The 18,922-nt window shown below is 57.1% G+C and carries 23 protein-coding genes and 3 pseudogenes; 14 read left to right on the forward strand and 12 right to left on the reverse strand.

What is annotated here, in order from left to right:
* Nucleotides 1–681: 681 nt before the first annotated feature.
* Complete coding sequence (gene rimK, locus XM38_RS00640) at nucleotides 682–1,611, reverse strand: 30S ribosomal protein S6--L-glutamate ligase (RefSeq protein WP_088428823.1); 930 nt, start codon at nucleotides 1,609–1,611, stop codon at nucleotides 682–684.
* A gap of 21 nt (nucleotides 1,612–1,632) precedes the next feature.
* On the reverse strand, nucleotides 1,633–2,073 hold the full coding sequence (locus XM38_RS00645; RefSeq protein WP_225889131.1) for an ATP-dependent zinc protease family protein: 441 nt from the start codon (nucleotides 2,071–2,073) through the stop codon (nucleotides 1,633–1,635).
* A gap of 253 nt (nucleotides 2,074–2,326) precedes the next feature.
* Between XM38_RS00645 and typA the strand changes: the two genes are divergently transcribed.
* Entirely contained in the window at nucleotides 2,327–4,120 is a 1,794-nt protein-coding gene (typA, locus tag XM38_RS00650) for a translational GTPase TypA (protein WP_088431469.1), read from the forward strand.
* Between the two features lie 5 nt (nucleotides 4,121–4,125).
* On the opposite strand, the gene XM38_RS00655 is transcribed toward typA, so the two are convergent.
* Nucleotides 4,126–5,307 carry a 5-(carboxyamino)imidazole ribonucleotide synthase gene (locus XM38_RS00655; RefSeq protein ID WP_080813222.1) on the reverse strand — a complete coding sequence of 394 codons (1,182 nt, stop codon included), beginning with the start codon at nucleotides 5,305–5,307 and terminating at the stop codon, nucleotides 4,126–4,128.
* Between the two features lie 461 nt (nucleotides 5,308–5,768).
* A complete protein-coding gene (locus XM38_RS00660; protein ID WP_080813265.1) occupies nucleotides 5,769–6,122 on the reverse strand; it encodes a 4a-hydroxytetrahydrobiopterin dehydratase in 354 nt (117 codons plus the stop codon).
* 53 nt (nucleotides 6,123–6,175) lie between these two features.
* On the opposite strand from XM38_RS00660, the gene XM38_RS00665 reads away from it, so the two are divergent.
* From XM38_RS00665 to XM38_RS00680, 4 genes are all read left to right on the forward strand, one after another.
* Nucleotides 6,176–7,000 carry an alpha/beta hydrolase gene (locus XM38_RS00665; RefSeq protein WP_080813223.1) on the forward strand — a complete coding sequence of 275 codons (825 nt, stop codon included), beginning with the start codon at nucleotides 6,176–6,178 and terminating at the stop codon, nucleotides 6,998–7,000.
* Nucleotides 7,001–7,418: 418 nt separating this feature from the next.
* Complete coding sequence (locus XM38_RS25595; RefSeq protein ID WP_187329219.1) at nucleotides 7,419–7,577, forward strand: hypothetical protein; 159 nt, start codon at nucleotides 7,419–7,421, stop codon at nucleotides 7,575–7,577.
* 569 nt (nucleotides 7,578–8,146) lie between these two features.
* Nucleotides 8,147–8,326, forward strand: a complete 180-nt coding sequence (locus XM38_RS00675; protein WP_225889132.1) for a hypothetical protein — start codon at nucleotides 8,147–8,149, stop codon at nucleotides 8,324–8,326.
* The gene (locus XM38_RS00680) at nucleotides 8,323–8,529 is read left to right on the forward strand and encodes a DUF2283 domain-containing protein (protein WP_080813227.1); all 207 of its coding nucleotides are present in this window, start codon (nucleotides 8,323–8,325) and stop codon (nucleotides 8,527–8,529) included. Before XM38_RS00675 ends, XM38_RS00680 begins: the two co-directional genes overlap by 4 nt.
* A 260-nt stretch (nucleotides 8,530–8,789) precedes the next feature.
* Here XM38_RS00680 and XM38_RS28510 read toward each other — a convergent pair whose 3' ends face one another.
* Complete coding sequence (locus XM38_RS28510; RefSeq protein WP_225889421.1) at nucleotides 8,790–8,933, reverse strand: DNA-binding protein; 144 nt, start codon at nucleotides 8,931–8,933, stop codon at nucleotides 8,790–8,792.
* Nucleotides 8,882–9,149, reverse strand: a pseudogene (locus XM38_RS28515) (DUF433 domain-containing protein). Before XM38_RS28515 ends, XM38_RS28510 begins: the two are co-directional and overlap by 52 nt.
* Before the next feature lie 290 nt (nucleotides 9,150–9,439).
* Here XM38_RS28515 and XM38_RS00695 point away from each other — a divergent pair.
* The 4 genes from XM38_RS00695 to XM38_RS25600 all read left to right on the forward strand — a co-directional run bounded on the left by XM38_RS00695 (nucleotide 9,440) and on the right by XM38_RS25600 (nucleotide 10,773).
* Nucleotides 9,440–9,667: a DUF433 domain-containing protein gene (locus tag XM38_RS00695; RefSeq protein WP_080813228.1), complete on the forward strand. Its 228-nt coding sequence runs from the start codon at nucleotides 9,440–9,442 to the stop codon at nucleotides 9,665–9,667.
* Nucleotides 9,664–10,047 (forward strand): DUF5615 family PIN-like protein, encoded by a 384-nt coding sequence (locus XM38_RS00700; RefSeq protein ID WP_088428827.1) that lies wholly within the window; start codon nucleotides 9,664–9,666, stop codon nucleotides 10,045–10,047. The genes XM38_RS00695 and XM38_RS00700 overlap by 4 nt, the downstream gene beginning before the upstream one ends.
* Before the next feature lie 174 nt (nucleotides 10,048–10,221).
* The gene (locus XM38_RS00705; RefSeq protein WP_080813233.1) at nucleotides 10,222–10,398 is read left to right on the forward strand and encodes an antitoxin; all 177 of its coding nucleotides are present in this window, start codon (nucleotides 10,222–10,224) and stop codon (nucleotides 10,396–10,398) included.
* A 189-nt stretch (nucleotides 10,399–10,587) separates the two neighbouring features.
* Nucleotides 10,588–10,773, forward strand: a complete 186-nt coding sequence (locus XM38_RS25600) for a hypothetical protein (protein ID WP_187329577.1) — start codon at nucleotides 10,588–10,590, stop codon at nucleotides 10,771–10,773.
* Nucleotides 10,774–10,811: 38 nt separating this feature from the next.
* Here the strand turns inward: XM38_RS25600 and XM38_RS00710 are convergent.
* The 6 genes and pseudogenes from XM38_RS00710 to XM38_RS00725 form a co-directional block, all read right to left on the reverse strand.
* Nucleotides 10,812–11,278 (reverse strand): annotated as a pseudogene (locus tag XM38_RS00710) (GTPase family protein); the annotation flags it as partial.
* 32 nt (nucleotides 11,279–11,310) lie between these two features.
* Nucleotides 11,311–11,463 carry a hypothetical protein gene (locus XM38_RS25605; RefSeq protein ID WP_187329220.1) on the reverse strand — a complete coding sequence of 51 codons (153 nt, stop codon included), beginning with the start codon at nucleotides 11,461–11,463 and terminating at the stop codon, nucleotides 11,311–11,313.
* A 363-nt stretch (nucleotides 11,464–11,826) separates the two neighbouring features.
* Entirely contained in the window at nucleotides 11,827–12,084 is a 258-nt protein-coding gene (locus tag XM38_RS00715; RefSeq protein ID WP_080813238.1) for a hypothetical protein, read from the reverse strand.
* Nucleotides 12,085–12,212: 128 nt separating this feature from the next.
* Nucleotides 12,213–12,974: a toll/interleukin-1 receptor domain-containing protein gene (locus tag XM38_RS00720; RefSeq protein ID WP_080813269.1), complete on the reverse strand. Its 762-nt coding sequence runs from the start codon at nucleotides 12,972–12,974 to the stop codon at nucleotides 12,213–12,215.
* A gap of 8 nt (nucleotides 12,975–12,982) precedes the next feature.
* Nucleotides 12,983–13,144 (reverse strand): hypothetical protein, encoded by a 162-nt coding sequence (locus XM38_RS25610; protein ID WP_187329221.1) that lies wholly within the window; start codon nucleotides 13,142–13,144, stop codon nucleotides 12,983–12,985.
* Between the two features lie 144 nt (nucleotides 13,145–13,288).
* A pseudogene (locus XM38_RS00725) lies at nucleotides 13,289–13,630 on the reverse strand (homocysteine S-methyltransferase family protein); the annotation flags it as partial.
* A gap of 177 nt (nucleotides 13,631–13,807) precedes the next feature.
* Here XM38_RS00725 and XM38_RS25615 point away from each other — a divergent pair.
* From XM38_RS25615 to ftsY, 5 genes are all read left to right on the forward strand, one after another.
* Nucleotides 13,808–13,984, forward strand: a complete 177-nt coding sequence (locus XM38_RS25615; RefSeq protein ID WP_187329222.1) for a hypothetical protein — start codon at nucleotides 13,808–13,810, stop codon at nucleotides 13,982–13,984.
* Nucleotides 13,985–14,191: 207 nt separating this feature from the next.
* Nucleotides 14,192–15,601, forward strand: a complete 1,410-nt coding sequence (mgtE, locus tag XM38_RS00730) for a magnesium transporter (RefSeq protein WP_088428829.1) — start codon at nucleotides 14,192–14,194, stop codon at nucleotides 15,599–15,601.
* Nucleotides 15,602–15,935: 334 nt separating this feature from the next.
* Nucleotides 15,936–16,691: a DUF502 domain-containing protein gene (locus XM38_RS00735; RefSeq protein WP_080813241.1), complete on the forward strand. Its 756-nt coding sequence runs from the start codon at nucleotides 15,936–15,938 to the stop codon at nucleotides 16,689–16,691.
* Between the two features lie 26 nt (nucleotides 16,692–16,717).
* Complete coding sequence (gene nusB / locus XM38_RS00740; RefSeq protein WP_080813273.1) at nucleotides 16,718–17,371, forward strand: transcription antitermination factor NusB; 654 nt, start codon at nucleotides 16,718–16,720, stop codon at nucleotides 17,369–17,371.
* A 116-nt stretch (nucleotides 17,372–17,487) separates the two neighbouring features.
* Nucleotides 17,488–18,912 carry a signal recognition particle-docking protein FtsY gene (gene ftsY, locus XM38_RS00745; RefSeq protein WP_080813245.1) on the forward strand — a complete coding sequence of 475 codons (1,425 nt, stop codon included), beginning with the start codon at nucleotides 17,488–17,490 and terminating at the stop codon, nucleotides 18,910–18,912.
* Nucleotides 18,913–18,922: the final 10 nt, after the last annotated feature.

Below are 18,922 nucleotides of genomic sequence, written 5' to 3' on the forward strand. Positions count from 1 at the left end.
TCTGAATCAAATGGGAGGGCATAAGCGATCCATTTCCATAATGAGAATTACTGGCCTCCTAGCGGGGCAAAGGTGAGCGAACGCACCATAAAGGTGAGTGGATGCACCCAAAAGGTGGATGAGAGCAGCAAAAAGGTGCTCGGGTCCACCCTAAGGGTGAGCGGGAGTACCAAAAAGGTGCTCGGATCCACCAGAAAGGTGCGCTTAAAACATGGATAGGACCGGTCTAGCCCCTCTGAGACGGCTTAGCCAATGACCCTCGCACGTCTCATCCCAGGCAATCCTACGAGGTTAGATAGAATTTCGACAAGGCTAGAGCCCTGGAAAGCACTAGCAATACACTGACAACACTACCCCAGACATCTGCCCAGTTGTCAGCCATTGCTCTCAGTTCACCTCAGCATGGGTAAGCGGCCAAGGAGACCCTCTCTATGGCATCCATCACCCACCCCCAGGTGCATGTGTGGACTCGTCACGAGTACTATCGCATGGCAGAGCTCGGTTTCTTCGAAGGGCGACGGGTCGAGTTAATCGAGGCCAGGTGATTGATATGGCAGCAATGAAAAGCCCCCATGCGTTGCCATCGACCTGGTCGATTCTGGCGGACTTTTTGCAGGGGCTGCTACTCCTCCAGAGCTCCAGGCAGTGGCTGCATGAGTCAGGTCTCTGTCTACCAACGCCTCAGTATTTAATCCGATCCTGGCTGCCCTCGGCATTGGCGCCTCTGGGGCTTTTCTCCTGGGCGCTCTTCTCCACGAAGGCCATGATCTTGCCGGCTACGTCCACTCCGGTGGCCTGTTCAATGCCCTCCAGTCCCGGTGACGAGTTTACCTCCATCACCACCGGCCCATGGTTGGAGCGTAACAGATCCACCCCGGCAACACGCAGGCCCATGGCCTTGGCGGCGCGGATGGCGGTGCTGCGTTCCTCCGGAGTCAGGCGCAGCTTCTCGGCGGTGCCACCGCGGTGCAGATTCGAGCGAAACTCCCCCGGGGCTCCCTGGCGCTTCATAGAGGCCACCACCTTCTCACCAACGACAAAGCAGCGAATATCCATGCCCTTGGCTTCTTTGATGTATTCCTGCACCAAGATGTTGGCATCTAGCCCCCGGAAGGCTTCGATCACTGACTTGGCCGCCTGATCAGTCTCGGCCAGGACCACACCAATGCCCTGGGTGCCCTCCAGCAGCTTGATCACCAGCGGCGTGCCACCCACGAGTTCAATCAGGCCGTCAATGTCCTTAGTAGAGTGGGCAAACCCGGTTACCGGCAGGCCAATGCCACGGCGGGAGAGAATCTGTAAACAGCGCAGCTTATCCCGGGAGCGGGAAATCGCCTGGGAGGTATTGGCCGTAAACACTCCCATGATTTCAAACTGGCGCACCACCGCGGTGCCATAGAAAGTGGAGGAGGCACCGATGCGAGGAATGACGGCATCAATATCGACTAAAGGTTTCCCTTGATACAAGACCTTAGGGCTGTGGGCAGTAATGTCCATGTAACAGCGCAGATGATCGATGACGAAGACATCATGACCACGCTCTACCCCCGTTTCCTTCAGGCGCTTGGTGGAATATAACGACCCGTCCCGAGACAAAATGGCGATTTTCATTCCTACCTATATCCGTGGTGTCTACTTGGGCATCGGACCAGCATGGGGACTGTGCAGAAAAGAGCGGCCTGGATCGACTAAAAACCGCTGCCGCATGGCCTGGCGCCCCAGCAACATGCGGAACCCCATGACATCGCGATTGGTTAACGTCAACTCAATCGACCACCGCCACTCCCCTAACTCCACCAGAGTATGGATGACCGGGCGCAGCTGCTCATGGCCCACTGAGCTACGCACGGTGCGTTGATCCACCAGATCGGCCTCCGCCGTAATTACCTCTGTCGTGCTCCGCTGCAGGGGATGAATCTTAAAACGGACCCGAACGATCCCTTGGCGCTCAATCTGTTCCACGTCAAAGGCATGCAGGGCAGACGAGCGCGCTCCGGTGTCGATCTTGGCCTTCAGGCCTGGCACCCCTAACTCGGGTAGAGATAACCACTCCCGCCAACCGATGGTGGGCAACGGGGATTTCGAGGACGAGCTGGGCGCTGAATGGCGGCTCAAAACAACGACGTCAAGGGAGATCTGGCAACGACCTGATCTATCCTACCCCACGGCCTTCCAGGGATTTCGGCCCAGCGCCATTCCCTGGTTGAGCCAGCCGTGGTCCATGGCAGCATTGAGTTACAATTTTTAAATCTTCTTGAATTTATGCTTGAGTGTCAGTTCGGCTGACTCGATCACCCTCGCTCCTGACCTTGAGTCAGATTTCACCATGTCTCTTCCCATTCGCAATGTCGCCATCATTGCCCACGTTGACCACGGCAAGACCACCCTCGTCGATGCCCTGTTAAAGCAGTCGGGCATCTTTCGGGAGGGCGAGGAGGTGCCTGACTGTGTCATGGACTCCAACGACCTGGAGCGGGAACGGGGGATCACGATTCTCTCTAAGAATACTGCCGTTCACTACAAGGACACCCTGATCAACATCGTCGATACCCCGGGCCACGCCGACTTCGGCGGTGAGGTGGAGCGGGTGTTGGGCATGGTAGACGGCTGCATTCTGATCGTGGATGCCAACGAAGGCCCCATGCCCCAGACTCGCTTTGTCTTGAAGAAGGCCCTAGAGAAGGGACTGCGCCCGATTGTGGTGGTGAATAAGATTGACCGGCCCCAGGCCGATCCCTACGGGGCCGTGGACAAGGTGCTGGATTTATTCATCGAGCTAGGGGCCGATGACGATCAGTGTGAATTTCCCTATCTCTTTGCCTCGGGGCTATCGGGCTTTGCCAAGGCTGACTTAGAGGATGACAGTCAGGATATGCAACCTCTATTCGAGGCCATCCTGGACCATGTCCCCCCCCCCATCGGCGATCCCGAGAAGCCGCTGCAGCTGCAGGTGACCACCCTGGACTACTCCGATTATCTAGGCCGCATTGTCATCGGCAAGATCCATAACGGCACGGTGCAGATGGGCCAACAGGCCAGCCTGATTAAGGAAGGGGGCGAGATCATCAGGGCCAAGATTAGTAAGCTCATGGGCTTCGAAGGGCTGGCTCGCATCGAGATTGATTCAGCCTCTGCCGGTAACATCGTGGCCATCGCCGGCTTTGCCGATGCCAACATCGGCGAAACCATTGCTTGCCCCGATGAGCCCCTAGCCCTGCCCCTGATCAAAGTCGATGAACCGACGCTGCAGATGACCTTTGCAGTGAATGATTCCCCCTTTGCCGGCCAGGAAGGGGATTACGTCACCTCCCGGCAGCTACGGGATCGGCTGATGCGCGAGCTGGAGACTAATGTGGCCCTGCGGGTGGAAGAGACCGACTCCCCCGATCGCTTTGCCGTCTCCGGTCGCGGCGAATTGCACCTGGGCATTTTGATCGAGAATATGCGGCGGGAGGGCTACGAGTTTCAGGTGTCCCAGCCCCAGGTGATCTACCGAGAGGTGAATGGCCAACCCTGTGAGCCCTATGAGCTGTTGGCCCTAGATGTGCCCGAGGACGGCATGGGCGGCTGCATCGAGCGCCTGGGACAGCGCCGCGGCGAAATGCAGGATATGCGGGTGATGGGGGATGGTCGGGCCACGCTGGAATTCGTGATTCCGGCTCGGGGGCTGATCGGCTTTCGTGGCGAGTTCATGCGCCTGACCCGGGGGGATGGCATCATGAACCACAGCTTCTTGGACTATCGCCCCATGTCCGGCGAGGTGGAGACCCGTCGCAATGGGGTGTTGATTGCTTTCGAAGCGGGCGTCACCACCTTCTACGCCCTTAAGAATGCCGAGGATCGCGGCGTCTTCTTCATTACCCCAGGCACCAAGGTCTATAAGGGCATGATCGTGGGTGAGCACAATCGTCCTCAAGACCTGGAACTGAATGTCTGTAAGACCAAACAGCTGACGAACCATCGCTCCGCCACTGGCGATGAGTTGGTGCAGCTGCAGACCCCGGCTGACATGAGTCTGGAGCGGGCCTTGGAATATATTGACTCCGATGAGCTGGTGGAGGTGACTCCGGAGTCGGTGCGGTTGCGGAAGATGCCCAGTAAGAAGCTGGCGAAGCGGTAGACCGGCTACCGAGGGTACCAGATGGCTTCGATCTGCTGAATTATCTCCCTGGGGTCGGCCTCGGCCTCAAGGCAGACGGTGATGTGGCCCAGCTTGCGGCCGGGACGGGATTCGGCCTTGCCATACCAATAAACATGGGCATGGGGGATGGCCGCCAGCTGCTGCCGCTGGGGCTGGTAATCGTGGCTGCCGTGCTCAAACCCGAGCAGATTCACCATCACCGCCTGGGCACAGGTGAGGGTGGTGGGGCCTAGGGTGCGATCGCAAATGGCCCGCAGCTGTTGCTCAAACTGGGAAGTGACACAGGCATCCAGGGTGTAGTGGCCGGAATTATGGGGGCGGGGAGCCATCTCATTGATCAGCACCCGGTTGTCGGGGGTGAGGAAGAACTCTAGCCCCAGAATGCCGACGGCTTGTAGGCGCTCGACCAGGGTACGGGCTATGTGCTCGACCTGCTGGTGTACCTCTGGAGCCACGGCCGCTGGCGCCATCACCCGGCGACAGACCTGGTCGACCTGCTGAGTTTCTACGGTGGGGTAGACAGCAATCTCGCCCGAGACCGAACGGGCCACCATCACCGCCAGTTCCTTAGTGAAGGGAATAAAGGCTTCCAGTAGCACCGGCGCATAGCCAGTCTGGGCCCAGGCCGCCTGTAGGTCGTCTAGGGTCTTGAGGATGAAGGTGCCATAGCCGTCGTAGCCCAAGCGTCGGGTCTTCATTACCAAGGGAAACCCAATGGTGTCGGCCTGCTCGGCTAATCCTGACAGATCGGCTGGCGAGGTAAGGGGGACATAGGGGGGATTGGGCAGGCCAATGTGCTGGTAGTACTGGCGCTGGTCATACTTGTCGAGCACAGGAGCCAACACCGACAGCTGCGGATAGAAGATTACCCCCTCTGCCGCTAGGGCTTTCAGGGCGGCCAAGTCGATAAATTCATTCTCGAAGGTGACCACATCGCATTGGGCAGCCAAGGCGCGAGTGCCCTGGGCATCGGCCACGGGGACAAGGATGGTGTCGGCAGCGATGGCCACGGCCGGATCCTGCTGACTGCCGGTCTGCACCACCAACTCTAACCCTAATGTCTCGGCCGCTGGCCCCATCATCCAGGCCAGCTGCCCGCCACCAATCACACCAATGCGCCGGGGTTGCGTCGGTCCCGAGGGACCGGTCTGAGGCCATTGCACCATCTGCCCTCCTCCAGAACAGCCAGATCCAACATACCCCTTGACCCCCTCCAGGCGGCAGCGGTGAGCGTTGACCCAGACATATAGCGTGGGCCAGTCAGCTTAGGACATGACTGATCGCCCAATGGCCCAATCTAGGGAGATTGACTGGCTCGCCACCGCACAAAACATTGTGGCAGTGGCTATAAAAAAGCCTGGCTCGCGGTTGCCAGGCTAAACGGGGTATAAGCAGATTGAACGGCTGAATTTAACGGGTTGATTGAACGGGTTGATTTATCAGTTGTCAGTAGTATCCCTCAGTCTGCGGGAAACCGCATCGATTCCCAAACTATCTTTGGATGTCGTTAAGGTTCCTTGACATTTGGGCCTACCGTTTCAAGCATAGGCAGGGCCTCAGGAAAATTCCGTTACGGAAATTACGATCCGTGACGAATTCTACGCATCAAGCCCTGCGAGAACTGGAATCACTGGGTCAGCACCGCCTGGGCAATCTCATCGGTCTTCGCCGCCATGATAAAGTCATTGCGATGGAGCCCACCGATGGCATGGGTCCACCAGGTCACAGTTAGCCGTCCCCACTCAGTCAGCAAGGCTGGATGATGGCCCTCGGCCTCGGCCGCTTCTCCCACCTGCACAGTTAGGGCCAGGGCCTGCTGGAAGTTTTTGCAGCGATACACTCGCTGTAGCTGGGGCGTCCCCTCGACATCAATGATTTGCCAATCTGGAATTGAGGGCATCAGCTCTGCCTTTTCCGCCTCTGTCACCGGCGGCGAGTCTCCCCGGCAAGGGACACAGGACTGTTGCGATAGAGTAGCCATGATGTGATCCCCAAGCTCATTTGTCTTCAGGGTAGCAAAGCAGACAATGGCCAATGGCTAGATCATTACTGACAACCCTGATTATCGGAGACCTCAGCTGGACCAGACTGATGCGATCGCTGCTGCTCATCTATATCCTATTTGCCCTGTATGTCTTCTTCCGAGCCGACAGCATGCTGTTCCTGCCGCCACCGGCCAGCTACCAAGATACCGACGACATCCTCAAAGTCCCAGTCACCGACACAGAGCGCATCTCCGCCATCTACCTACCCAACCTCCAGGCTCGCTATACCCTGCTCTACAGCCACGGCAATGCCGAAGATCTAGGCGTCATTCGGCCGCAATTGCAGCGGTTCCATAGCTGGGGCTTCAGTGTGTTGGCCTACGATTACCGCGGCTATGGCACCAGCGATGGCCGTCCCAGCGAACGTCATGCTTATGCCGATGCCGATGCCGCCTACACTTACCTGAGCCAACAGCTCCAGGTGCCAGCGGAGCGGATCATCGCCTACGGTCGCTCCGTAGGCGGCGGCACTGCCACGGAATTAGCCACACGCCATCGGATTGCTGGTCTAATTCTAGAGAGCACCTTCACCTCCGTATTTCGGGTGGTGGTGCCGTTTCCGCTACTGCCCTTCGATAAATTTGCCAACCGCCGTAAGATACGCCAGGTCCAGTGCCCGGTGCTGATCATGCATGGAGAGGCAGACCGCACCATTTCCATCGAACACGGTCACCAACTCTATGCCGCCGCCCCGGAGCCGAAACAGGCCCTCTGGGTAGCCGGGGCCGACCACAATGACTTTACCTGGGTCGCCGCCGATCGCCACCGGCAAGCGCTGATATCTTTTCGAGACCTGGTGGCTAACTCGCCATAACCCTCTTCTGTAAACGATATCGTCAGCGAAGTAGGTAGCGTGGGCAAAACCAGAATGGATAACCCTCGCTGGTGCCTGTAAGCTTTGTTTACCCACCAATTTTTTCAGCGGTGGGCATTATAGTTTGAGTGTAGGTTAGCAAAGATTTTGAACAAGATAATGCTCACTCTACGAGCTCTGCCAAAGGCAGTTTAAGCTGAGATGCTTCAGTGGACAGTTCGGGCTCTAGCTCTGAAGGTAGCTCTAAGGTGATGTTCATAGCCATGCTCTTCTTGAGTAAATCCACCCTACTATCCGAATTTTATGAGTGAGTGGCTACTGAGAGAGGTTGCCTGTCGCCTAACGTGTAGCTTGAGGGGCGCAGAAATAGGCAACGGAGCTAGCAGTTGGAGCGTCCTTCTCCAAGCAGTTTTTAGATATGCACACGATTAGAAACCTCAATCAGGTTCGCCAAGCGGCTCAACATCCGATGACCCTGATCCAAGTTCAACGACTCGAAATGCGAGATAGGAGTTCTTCGCGGGTCATGATGGGGAGTACCGATCGCTTAAATGTATTGTGGCACTTGCCGGTTTAAGACCGACTAGGGACCGTGAATTCTCCGTCAGCCCAGTGTTGATGAGCTCTATTCATCGCGAGTTTAATACCGCGATCGCTCTACCAAGTTCCAGCATAAAGGTAGTGCCGTAAGCGATCGCCCTCAACCTCCATCCCGTTGGCGCTAGCCTGTCTGTAGGGCGATCGCGACGGGGCGACAAGAAGGTTGGGCTAGTATGAGGATTATTGGTTGTCCTAATACTTAACCATGCAAATCAGTGTCGATGTTCCGGATGAGTTGGCGCTGTGACTCAGCCCTCTACAAGACAAACTGCCAGAGATTTTGGAGTTAGGCTTACGAGAATGGAATGCTCAAGGCCAACCTGGATTTTCGAGGCTGTCAGAGGTGCTGGAGGTTTTGGCAAATTTGCCGTCTGCTGAAGAAATCTTGGCTTTGAAACCATCGGAAGCCCTAAGCAGTTCGCAGGGCGATCGCGCTGCCAGAAACCAGCCTTATAATTAGGCTATGCTCAAAACCACTCGCTATTTTGACAACTTTGCTTCGCAGAAACATCCTGAAGTTGAGCGAGCATGGATTGAAAGGGTGAAGTGAACCCGATTAGGATACAGCAGCAGCCCAATCAGCGAATTGCCCATTGGGGCAATATTGAAGAAGCGGGAAACCGTGTTCTACGGGTGATCACATTAGAGGATGGTAAAACCGTTCACAATGCTTTCTTCGATCGCAACTTCTATAAACGTCAGCAGCGAGGTGAAGAACCCAGATGAAGATCCAATATTTCCCTGATACCGATACCCTAGCCATTGAACTGACGACGCAACCTGTCGTGGCAACGGACGCGATTACGGATGATTTGATTTTGGACTATGACAGTGATGGCAAGGTCGTTGCCATTACGTTAGACAACTATTCTAAAAACGTAGAAACGGTTGATTTGCAAGCGCTGGGAGTCCCACTTTTGGCGGCGTAAAGTTTACGCGATCGCGCTAGCAAGTCCCTGTGTAAAGATGGACTGAATGCGATCGCATCCTCCACCCTGAAAATCACCCGTTTCGGCTCTGGGCCTATAGCTAAGCCACCGTCAAACCCAATGCCCTCGTTGATAGGGTTACCCATGAATGGCATGTTGCTGTAACCAGGCGACAAAAGCTTTCCGCTTCATTTCGCCAGATGCCATCGCCAGCACCATTCGTTGCAGTTCTAAGACTTCTATCAAGCTCAGGTAGCGCATTACGCTAGACGCCGATAGAGTTCCGCATTCTTGGTGAGGACAGTGTCGGCAGCATCCACGAAATCTGTTTTTTGAGAAGTGAGCCAGTCAACTAAACTTGCCCGCAATAGGGCGTCCAGCTCGATGCCTTGCGCGTTTGCCAGGTCTTGTAGGGTTTGAAGCTGGCTGTCTGAAAGGTCAATGGTATCTGCCCTTGCTCTGCTTGCTGAATATCTTCTTCATCAAGTTCTGGAAATTCTTGAAGGAGCTCTGCACGGTCAGAGTAGCTCAATCACTCGACGAACTGTCAGCCGAAGATTGCGGATGCAAGGCTGACCATTCATCCGATTGGGGTTGCTGGTAATGCGGTCTAGCTTCATTGCCGATACGCCAATGTCTTGTGCTTATCTTAGCCCTCGCTAGCTGGCGATCGCTCTCCACTCTTCGAGATCGCGCTACCGAGTCTTTGCCTAAAGATGGGGATGCAAGCGATCGCCCCCAAGTCCCTTCGCTTTCGCACTGGAGGAGCGATGCCCTGCGGGGGCGGCTACGCCAACGCTGTCAGCTTAGCTTTCAATTGCAGATACCGATTCTCAGCGATCGCCCATTTAATTAGATATTTGAGACACTTGTATTAAGGTCAACAGCAAGACTTACCAGGAGGGAAAGCATGAGGTTTACCCGCATTACCGTCCATCCTGACCAAATGGGTGGAGTCCCTTGCATTAGAGGCTTACGCATTCCCGTCGCGACGGTTGTCGGGATGTTTGCCGAAGCCATGCAGCCAGACGATATCCTTGCTGCCTACCCTGACTTGGAGCCTCAAGACCTTTATGAGGCGCTACGCTACGCCGCGCAAGCCGTTCAAGAACGCGAACTGCCCCTCTTATCAGCATGAAATACCTCGTCGATAACGCCTTGTCGCCTCTTATTGCGGCAGGACTGCGAGACGTAGGGTATGACGCTGTTCACGTTCGCGACTATGGTATGCAGGCGGCAGCCGATGCCGAAATTTTTGATCGGGCAGCCTCAGAAGAGCGAGCGGTTTTGTCAGCTGACACCGACTTTGGGACATTACTATCGCAAAGACAAACCAAGTATCCTTCGGTACTCCTGTTTCGTCGGGGCTCAGAACGAAGTCCGCAACGCCAGCTCGCCCTGCTGTTGAAAAACTTACCGACGGTCACACCCGCTCTAGAAGAGGGAAGTATCGTCGTCATCGAACAAGCCAGAATTCGAGTTCGTTCTTTACCCATTGGTGAAATTCGGGAATCGTGATCTTCCTGCAAACCACAATGCGATCGCACTCCTCCCCCAACTCCCAACCTAATCCTCATAGCGTTTTATCTGGGGAGCGATGCCCCACGGGGGCGGCTACGCCAATGCTATTGCCTACCTACGGTCAGGGTTAAAAACAGTACGCTAGGGTTAGCAGGTTGAGGAGCAACCATTATGGAAACAGCCAAGCTACTGACAAACGAAGACGGGCAGGTCGTGGTGTTGCCTGCGGCCTTTCAATTCAATGGCACCGAAGTTTACATCAAAAAAGTCGGGAACGCGATCGTCCTACTCAATAAAGATGAGCCCTGGCAGGCTCTCATCGAAAGCCTTGAGCAGTTTTCCGATTAGCCCGCAGACCAATCACCGTCAGGCCCACCACCTCTTGGGTTTCTTCGTTATAACGCAACACCACCCCATCCCCTCAGGCATGGCAACCGTTTCAATCACCATATCCCGACAGCTATCTATCTCGGGATGCCTCCCAATGATAATGACGGGATTCTTTTTCGCGTTCAGTTAGTTGTCTGGGAGCCTTTCATGATTGTCATTCCCGCAGCGGCGGGAATCCAGGGAGTAAACTTCGGCAGGATGCAGATCGCCCTCCCCGGAATCATGGGACTCTTCTTTCCCATCATTTGGTTACCGCAAGAGGCAATGCCCACCACCTGTCTCAGGAGAACGGTAGGTATTGGCTATTACATGGGTGGCAACACATATCGTTGACCCTCAATGCCTACCCTACAGTGTTTCCACAGGTACTCAGGGGGATAAAGCTCATGCAGACAGGTGATGGTCAGCAGGCAGGGCAGCCGGGGATAGGCTTGCTTGATCTGGCTGACCAGCTGCAGCAGGGTATCGACGGCGAAGTCGGTCCCCTTGACGGTGAGAATCAGGATGCGGGCCTGTTGCTGGGACGCCGCAGATCGTCGATTAACTCTTGAATCAGGGCCTGCATATCCTGATGGGCTTCTCCCAGCCCCACGGTGTCGGTAAAAATCAGCAGGGGCAGTTCTTCCGAGGGATAGGCATAGCGTTCCGTGTGTTGGGTATGGGGGCGAAAGCCCTGGTCGACGATGGCTGCCGATACCCCGGTCAACCCCCGCACCAGGGAACTCTTGCCCGGCTGGGGTTTGCCGATCAGCAGGGCTTCGGTGACGGGCAGTTCGTCCCGCACCGCTGCCAAGATCTCGGCCACCCGCTCATCACTGATGTCGAACCAACTCAGTATCGCCTGGCCCATTTGCTGCCAAGGTAGGGCGACTACAGGCCGCGACTGGTGCGGCGCCAGAGGTTTTTTACACGTCCGGTCAGGGAAGGGCCAGAGGACTGGGTAGAGTCCTGGGGATCCGTCATCGCCGTTGCGATCGCATCGGTGTCACATTCGCCATGTCTTTGCCATTGTATAATCACCACTTTCTTTCTACTTTTCCATCCCCCTCAGGACTTATGCAGTGGCATCCGGCTGGGCAGGTAAACCATAGCCCAGCCCTCTTCACGCTTCAACTCGCTGCCATCGCATCTCTTTCCAATCTCATCACGCTTCAACTCGCCAACGCCGCGACGATACTGGCTGCGATCGCGTTTTTGATAAATAATGCTTGGATTTTATCGAGCAAAATCGCAATAGTACTGATCAATGGCCGCTGTTACTCGATGCGATCGCACCTTTCCCCAACTCCATCACCCTCTAGCTCCACCACGGCAGGATAGTGTGCGTTGCGATCGCGTCTTTAGGGGCTGACCGCGGGATCTTACTGAGGCAAATCCCGACATTTGTCAGTGGTCTCCCGGAGGGTTTTCCTTGGGACCTGACCAGATCAGCAATTTGCCCCCCACGTCGGAGCGGTCAAAGACATCGGCGATGGCGGTGCCAGGAGCTATGGGTTTGGCGGTCTTGTCGGCGGTGACCAGCTGGCTATCCCAGGGGCGGCTGACCTGGTGGCGCTGGTCGGCCATATCCAGGCGAATCAGGATGGCATTGTGCAGCGATTGCCGCAGGCGGTCGTTGACCTCGGTCCAGACGGCGGCTACCAAGGTCTTCTGGTTGCGATCAGAGCGGGCACAGGCGGGTCTCGGCTCCGGCAGCGGCGAGACGGCTGTAGAGTCGGGAGTTGCCCTGGCAGACCCCTCTACCGCTGGGCGGCTGGTTGCGGGAGGGGCGGTTAAGGGTCTGTGATTACTTGGCTAAGGGCCGAGCGGAGGGAATCTAAGCCGGGGCCGATGGGGCTCTCCAGCCATTCGAATAGGGCGGCCACCCGCTGGCCCAGGGCGGCACTGGCTGGGGGCACATTGCCCTTAGGCGGGTTCAAGACAAAGATCAGGGAGTCGAACTGGGTGACGGGTAGGGCCTGGACGAACTTGTACAACCCCAGCCGGTCTTGGGGAATGGTGAGGCCTGGATTAGACGAGGGGGAAGAGGGGGAAGAAGCATTGGGTGGGGTAGCCCAGCCATCGTCTGCGGCGGCGGCGGCGGGGGCCAGGGTATCGACGGCGCGGCGAATTCCCCGAACCACGTTGAGGAAGGCTTCATCGCGGTCGTCCCACCGGGTGATGGGCTGGCCGTCTTTGGGCAATACCTGTAGCTTCCCGAAGGGAGAGTCCTGCCAATCCGTTGGCCTCAGGATGATGGGAATCACCCGGGCAGTGCCATGCTGATGCCGTTGCAGGGCCCGCTGCATTTCCTTGTCGAAGCAAAATTCTGAGTTAATAAACTGAGGGCTAATCAGCAGCAGAATGATATCGGCAGCATCCAGAGCGTTTAGAATCTGCTGGTTCCACTCGGTGCCGGCTTCAATCTGTCGATCCTGCCAGGGTTGAATCCGCCGCTGCCGTTTCAGCGGAGACAGGTGGACTTCCAGTTCTGCTTTCAGGGCTTCGTCTCTGTGGGAGTAGGAAATGAAGACGTTGAGGGGGGGATGGGCCATGGCTGGGGCTAGGGGTGGCAAATGTCGCTTCCACTATAGCCCCGCGGTGCGATTTGATTCATCCCCGCAGATGTAGTAGCTGTCGGGGGCTTCCAGCTGGCTGTCGGGGTCAGCACCGGATCTGCTTCCGGCTCGGCGGTGACGACGACTACGGGAAAGGCCACCATCATAGCGGCGATGGCAGTCTCCCGGGTGGCCAGGGTACAGTTCTGGTAGCTGCAGGGTCTGCCATGAGGGCTGCTGAGTCCAGCTCCAGGGCCGGGGTCTCGGTTACTCCCTAGAGCTGGACTAGGTTGATGCTAGGTTCCTTAGCGCTAAGCCAGTCTAGCCGTGGCCAGGTGACTCCAGAACACCGGCAGGCAGGCCTGGCAGATGGCCTCCACATGGCGCTCATCGGTGCCGCAACAGCCTCCTAGCACATTCAACTGGGACAGCACCTGCTTGAGCTGGCGGTATTGGCTCCCCAGTTCCTCCGGGTTGCCATCGTCTAGGGTGTCAGCCTCATCCAACTCGGCGTGGCTCTTGGTGGAGGCATTGGCCCGCAGTCCCCGAATTCGCTCTAGCCAGGGGGCTCCAGGGGTGAGGGTGTCGACGAAGTGGGTGGGATGGGCGCAGTTGATCATATAGTAGGCCGGTCCTGGGTTGGTGATGGCATCGACCTCGACGGAAATCACACCGTTGTGTCTATCAGATCACCGCAATGGGGCGACAGGCATCACGGTCCTCCGCTGAGAACCCCGGCATCATGTAGTCATACACACAAGGAGTTGTCCCCCCACCCCACCTCCCCTGGGTATTGACTCCATTACCCCCTCTCTCTGGAGTTTTCCACCATGCAGCCGACGTATCGCGGCCTCCCCTATCAGGCGTTTCCCCCCATTCTGCCGATTATGCCCGCCGAAGGCCTTGGCCCGGGTCGCGGCATGCATCGGCAAGCCTTGTCGGGTCAGGCTCGGCCCCAATCCTTGGGCCTAGGGCTACCCCATCGAGGCGGGCGCTATAGCCACTAACATTTTCTCTCCGGACGTTCCACAACCCTTGACCGCACCTACCCACACCCACTCCGGCCCTGCGGTCGGAGTTTTTTTATTGGGGCCAAGACGGGGCTAGCAGCCGGCAGTCAAAGTACAGGCTTAGCCGTCTGATGGCTTCTCTCTAGGGGCAGAGGCCACTAGACTATAGGCAACACATCATTCGCTGTAGAAGGAACATGAGCATTGACTGAGGCCCAAAATTCTTCGGTAACGGCACAGACTACCGTTTCCCGCCGGGAATTGCGGGAACTGGTGCGATCGCAACTGCAGATGCTCCTGGAGCAGAGCAACTTCCAGGGGGCCAAAGCGCTGCTGGTGCCAGTTCAACCTGCCGACATTGCCGAAGCCATTGAGGGCCTGCCGGAGGCGATGCAAGCCATTGCCTTTCGGCTGTTAGGGAAGGATGAAGCGATTGAGGTCTACGAGAATCTCGACTCCAGCGTGCAGCAATCCCTGGTGGAAGACTTCAAACGTCAGGATGTCCTCGACATCGTCGATAAGATGTCCCCTGACGATCGGGCCCGCTTATTCGACGAATTGCCCGCCAAGATCGTGCGGCAGTTACTCAAGCACATGAGCCCCCAAGAGCGGCAGGCTACGTCCCTGCTGCTGGGCTACGAGGCGGGCACCGCCGGGCGCATCATGACCCCGGAATATATCTCCCTGAAAGAGGGCTGGACCATTGCCCGCGCCCTCGATCACATTCGCAATCGGGCCCACCTCAGTGAAACCATTTACTACCTCTATGTCACCGATGCCGCCCGGCGCCTCACCGGCATCCTATCCTTGCGGGATCTGGTGATTGGCCAGCCCGACGAGAAGATTGGCAACCTCATGACCCGGGAAGCGGTGTCGGTGCAAACCGGCACCGACCAAGAAGAGGTGGCCCGTTTGATCCAGCGCTACGACTTTCTGGCGGTGCCCGTGGTGGATACCGAGCATCGCCTGGTGGGCATCATCACCGTGGACGATGTCATCGATGTGCTGGAAGAAGAAACCACCGAAGATATCTACGCCCTGGGCGGGGTGCAATCCGGCGGCGACAATTATTTTCAAACCAACCTACTGACGGTGGCCCGCAAGCGGGTGGTGTGGTTGTCGGTGTTGCTGGTGACTAACACCTTCACCACCGCCGTCATTCGCAGCCAGCAATCGGTCCTGGAGCAGGTGGTGGTGTTGGCGGCTTTTATTCCGTTGCTAATCGGCACCGGCGGCAACGTCGGGGCCCAGTCCTCGACGGTGGTGATCCGGGGACTCAATACCGATGCCATTCAGAGTCGCAATGCCCTGAATGTGATTCGTCGGGAGGCCATTGCCGGGGCATTTCTGGGCATCATGCTGGGGATTGTGGTCATGGTCTGGGCCTATGTCTTGCAGGGCAATCTGGCGGTCTCGATCACAGTGGGGGTGAGCCTAGTGGGGATTTCGATTCTGGCCTCTACGGCTGGGGCTTCCTTGCCATTTTTGTTCCAAACCGTGGGCTTCGATCCGGCCCTGATGTCGGCACCGTTTATTACCACGGTGGTGGATGTGCTGGGCGTGTTAATTTATCTCAACCTGGCCCGGCAGGTGTTGCGCCTCGGCGCTCAGTAGGAAGGATGCCCCCAGTTGCCGGCGTTTGTCCCTAGCTGCGCAGGGGACAGAGTCATTGGTCACATTTGTTACCTATTTGCCATAGGATATAGTGATCACCTGATGGCACCCAGCGATGCGATCGCAACTAAGTAAACAAATGTTTACAATGTAACTAGTGCCATGCAGCGAATAGGCTCCAGGGGTCTCGGCTCCATTGCGGCCCTATGGCGTCATGTCCAACCTCGGCTATGGAAGCAGAGTGTCAGGATTCCCAGACTCAGTTCCTACAATAAGTAAGGTAGCTAGCTTTCCGTTTTCCTAGGTCAACCTAATCTGTCGGTGTGGATTGCCCGTGCTTCAGAAGTTTAAGCAAGATTTGAAGAACGACTTGATCGCTGGCCTGTTGGTGATCATTCCACTGGCCACGACCATTTGGCTGACGATTACGGTGGCCAATTGGGTGATTCGCTTTCTGACCCGGTTCCCGAAGCAGCTGAATCCATTTACTGGCCTCCACCCCATCCTGATCGACATGATCAACCTGTTGGTCGGGTTGGCCGTGCCCATGTTGGCCATTCTGCTGATCGGCCTCATGGCGCGCAACATCGTGGGGCGCTGGCTGCTAGATCTGGGGGAACGCATTCTCCAGTCCATCCCCTTGGCTGGGTCTGTCTACAAGACCTTGCAGCAACTGTTGCAGACCCTATTTCAAGACTCCAAGACCCGCTTCCGGCGGGTGGTGCTGGTGGAATATCCCCGTCGGGGCCTCTGGGCCATTGCCTTCGTCACCGGTGCGATTACCGCCGGCACAACCGGAATGCCCCAGATGCTAAGCATTTTCGTGCCCACCACTCCCAACCCCACCAGTGGCTGGTATGCCGTGGTGCCGGAAGAGGATGTGATCAACCTCTCCATTTCCATTGAGGATGCCTTCAAGGTGTTGCTGTCGGGGGGCATCGTGGGGCCTGACCTGGCCGCATCAATCCCTTCTGAGCGATTAATGCGGGCCACCCAGGAAAGCATGGCCACCCCCATGATGCCTCTGAACCAACCGATGACGGAGCGGGGACGGCAGTCTCTCTCTATGTTGCAGGTAGAGGACGATTAAGAGGACGATTAAAGGATACATCTATGATGCAGGCTCGTCGAATCGCTCGTGAATTGGCTCTATTGGGCATGAGCCAACTACCTGATCGCCCCGAGAAATTACAACAGCAAGATCTTGACACCCTGTTGCAAGCGGCGGTGCAGACCCTCACCCTAGAGGCCCGCGATACCCTAGAATCTGCCGCTGCCGAGTTGCAGCGCAGCGACGAGCGACTGGTGGCCAGTGACATTCAGGCCACCGATGTGCAGGGGGCTCGCACCATGGTGCAAGATGCCATTGCCCTGACGCAGACTGCTATCAACCGCCTCGGCATGGCCCTGGAGTTGCCGGAGTTCATTCAACTTACCAATCGCAAAGCGGTGCGCAACTTTGCCCTGGAGTTGTTGACGAACGTGGCCCAGCAGATTGACACCATAGACGAGCAGCTAGATCAAGTGATGATAGCCTGGCAGGTGAAGCGCTTGGCCCGCATCGATCGTGACATCTTGCGCTTGGCCATCGTGGATATTCAATACCTGGGCACGCCTGATCGGGTGGCGATCAATGAAGCGGTGGAACTGTCTAAACGCTATAGCGGCGACGAAGGACATCGATTCATCAACGGAGTCCTGCGCCGAGTGGTGAATGCCAATGCTCGGTCATCTCGCATGGCCGCGGCGGATACGTCTCCTTCGGCCTAGGGACGGGGGGCCATCTTCGCGGCCGGGAAACTCTTCGGTACCGTTACTTCGCTATAGTAGCCTCATAATAGTTAGAGTCTCTGCTGGTATCTAAGGCGCATTGGCCGCGATAGTTCATGTTAGGTTTTAACTGGTTTAGCCGCCGCTACGACAACGACTCCAAATCTGCTGATGCTGCTGACGAGGCTGCGGAGCAGGCCGCCCAGAGTGACGACGCTTCTGAGCAGTCTGCCCAGAGTGATGACACCTCCCAGTCGGCACCAGAATCTAGCAATGACTATCTAGCCTGGGCCAAGGCTGCCTACCAGTCTCTTCGGCAGCAACGGGCCGGCCAGCCGGCCACTGCTGAGGACAGCCAAGCCGCTCCTGAGCCGCCGCCAACAGCAGACACCGCGGCCCCGGCTGCCACTCCTTTTTGGGCCAAGGCCGATACCGAACGGCAACAGCGGCTAGAGCGCTTGCAGCAAGAGGCGGCAGTAGAGTCGGCCCCGAAGCCAGCAGCTGCGCCGGCGGCTGCACCGGAGTCGCCCCTGGCATTGGATGAGGCGTTTTTGTGGTCAGCAGAGGTGTTGGCCGCCCAAGGGCGCCGCCCCGATCAGGTGTCTGAGGAAGAAATTACCTGGCTAAACCGCCTGCGCCAAGGGCTCGACAAGACTCGCCGCGGCCTGGTGAATCAACTCAAGTCTGTGGTCGGCCAGGGCCCCCTGAACCAAGATGCGGTACTGGAGATTGAGTCGCTGTTGCTGCAGGCCGATGTGGGCATTGAGGCCACCGACCGGGTGATAGATGCCCTGCAGGAGCGATTACGGCAAGAGACATTGCCGCCAGATCAGGCCATCAACTACCTGAAGTCGATTCTGCGGGACATGTTGGACAGCCCGCTGGCGGGAGCGCCTAATTTGGGATTTGTGCCTGAGAGAGAGCGGCTGAATATCTGGTTGATAACGGGGGTGAACGGGGCCGGTAAGACCACCACCATCGGTAAGTTGGCCCACATCGCCAGGAAATCCGGTTACAGTTGCCTGATTGCGGCTGCCGATACCTTTCGGGCCGCTGCCGTAGAGCAGGTGAAGGCCTGGGGCGCCCGCAGCCAGGTGGAGGTGATTGCCAATCCCGGTAAGAATACGGATCCGGCGGCGGTGGTATTCGATGCGATCGCATCGGCTCAATCCCGCGGCACTGAACTGCTCCTAGTGGATACGGCTGGCCGCCTGCAGAATAAGAAAAACTTGATGGAAGAGCTGGCCAAGGTACGGCGCATCATCGACCGCAAGGCCCCCGATGCCCAGGTAGAATCCCTGCTGGTGCTGGATGCCACCCTGGGGCAGAACGGCCTGCGCCAGGCCCAGGTCTTCTCGGAGGTCGCTAATCTCAGCGGCGTGGTGTTGACCAAGTTAGACGGCACCGCCAAGGGAGGCGTAGCCCTGGCGGTGGTGAATCAACTGGGGTTGCCCATCCGTTTCATCGGCGCCGGGGAAGGCATCGAGGATCTGCGGCCCTTTTCCAGCTATGAGTTTGTAGAAGCGCTGCTGAGCGGCTAATGTGACAAGA

It is taken from the genome of Halomicronema hongdechloris C2206 (assembly GCF_002075285.3).
Lineage (GTDB): Bacteria > Cyanobacteriota > Cyanobacteriia > Phormidesmidales > Phormidesmidaceae > Halomicronema_B > Halomicronema_B hongdechloris.

Excerpts from the sequence above, each read along its gene's own strand:
- rimK (WP_088428823.1), bottom strand. The coding sequence starts at position 1,611 with ATGAAAATCGCCATTTTGTCTCGGGACGGGTCGTTATATTCCACCAAG.
- typA (WP_088431469.1), top strand. The coding sequence starts at position 2,327 with ATGTCTCTTCCCATTCGCAATGTCGCCATCATTGCCCACGTTGACCAC.
- XM38_RS00655 (WP_080813222.1), bottom strand. The coding sequence starts at position 5,307 with ATGGTGCAATGGCCTCAGACCGGTCCCTCGGGACCGACGCAACCCCGG.
- XM38_RS00660 (WP_080813265.1), bottom strand. The coding sequence starts at position 6,122 with ATGGCTACTCTATCGCAACAGTCCTGTGTCCCTTGCCGGGGAGACTCG.
- XM38_RS00665 (WP_080813223.1), top strand. The coding sequence starts at position 6,176 with ATGGCTAGATCATTACTGACAACCCTGATTATCGGAGACCTCAGCTGG.
- XM38_RS25595 (WP_187329219.1), top strand. The coding sequence starts at position 7,419 with ATGCACACGATTAGAAACCTCAATCAGGTTCGCCAAGCGGCTCAACAT.
- XM38_RS00680 (WP_080813227.1), top strand. The coding sequence starts at position 8,323 with ATGAAGATCCAATATTTCCCTGATACCGATACCCTAGCCATTGAACTG.
- XM38_RS00695 (WP_080813228.1), top strand. The coding sequence starts at position 9,440 with ATGAGGTTTACCCGCATTACCGTCCATCCTGACCAAATGGGTGGAGTC.
- XM38_RS00700 (WP_088428827.1), top strand. The coding sequence starts at position 9,664 with ATGAAATACCTCGTCGATAACGCCTTGTCGCCTCTTATTGCGGCAGGA.
- XM38_RS00705 (WP_080813233.1), top strand. The coding sequence starts at position 10,222 with ATGGAAACAGCCAAGCTACTGACAAACGAAGACGGGCAGGTCGTGGTG.
- XM38_RS25600 (WP_187329577.1), top strand. The coding sequence starts at position 10,588 with ATGATTGTCATTCCCGCAGCGGCGGGAATCCAGGGAGTAAACTTCGGC.
- XM38_RS00720 (WP_080813269.1), bottom strand. The coding sequence starts at position 12,974 with ATGGCCCATCCCCCCCTCAACGTCTTCATTTCCTACTCCCACAGAGAC.
- XM38_RS25610 (WP_187329221.1), bottom strand. The coding sequence starts at position 13,144 with ATGATGGTGGCCTTTCCCGTAGTCGTCGTCACCGCCGAGCCGGAAGCA.
- XM38_RS25615 (WP_187329222.1), top strand. The coding sequence starts at position 13,808 with ATGCAGCCGACGTATCGCGGCCTCCCCTATCAGGCGTTTCCCCCCATT.
- nusB (WP_080813273.1), top strand. The coding sequence starts at position 16,718 with ATGCAGGCTCGTCGAATCGCTCGTGAATTGGCTCTATTGGGCATGAGC.
- ftsY (WP_080813245.1), top strand. The coding sequence starts at position 17,488 with ATGTTAGGTTTTAACTGGTTTAGCCGCCGCTACGACAACGACTCCAAA.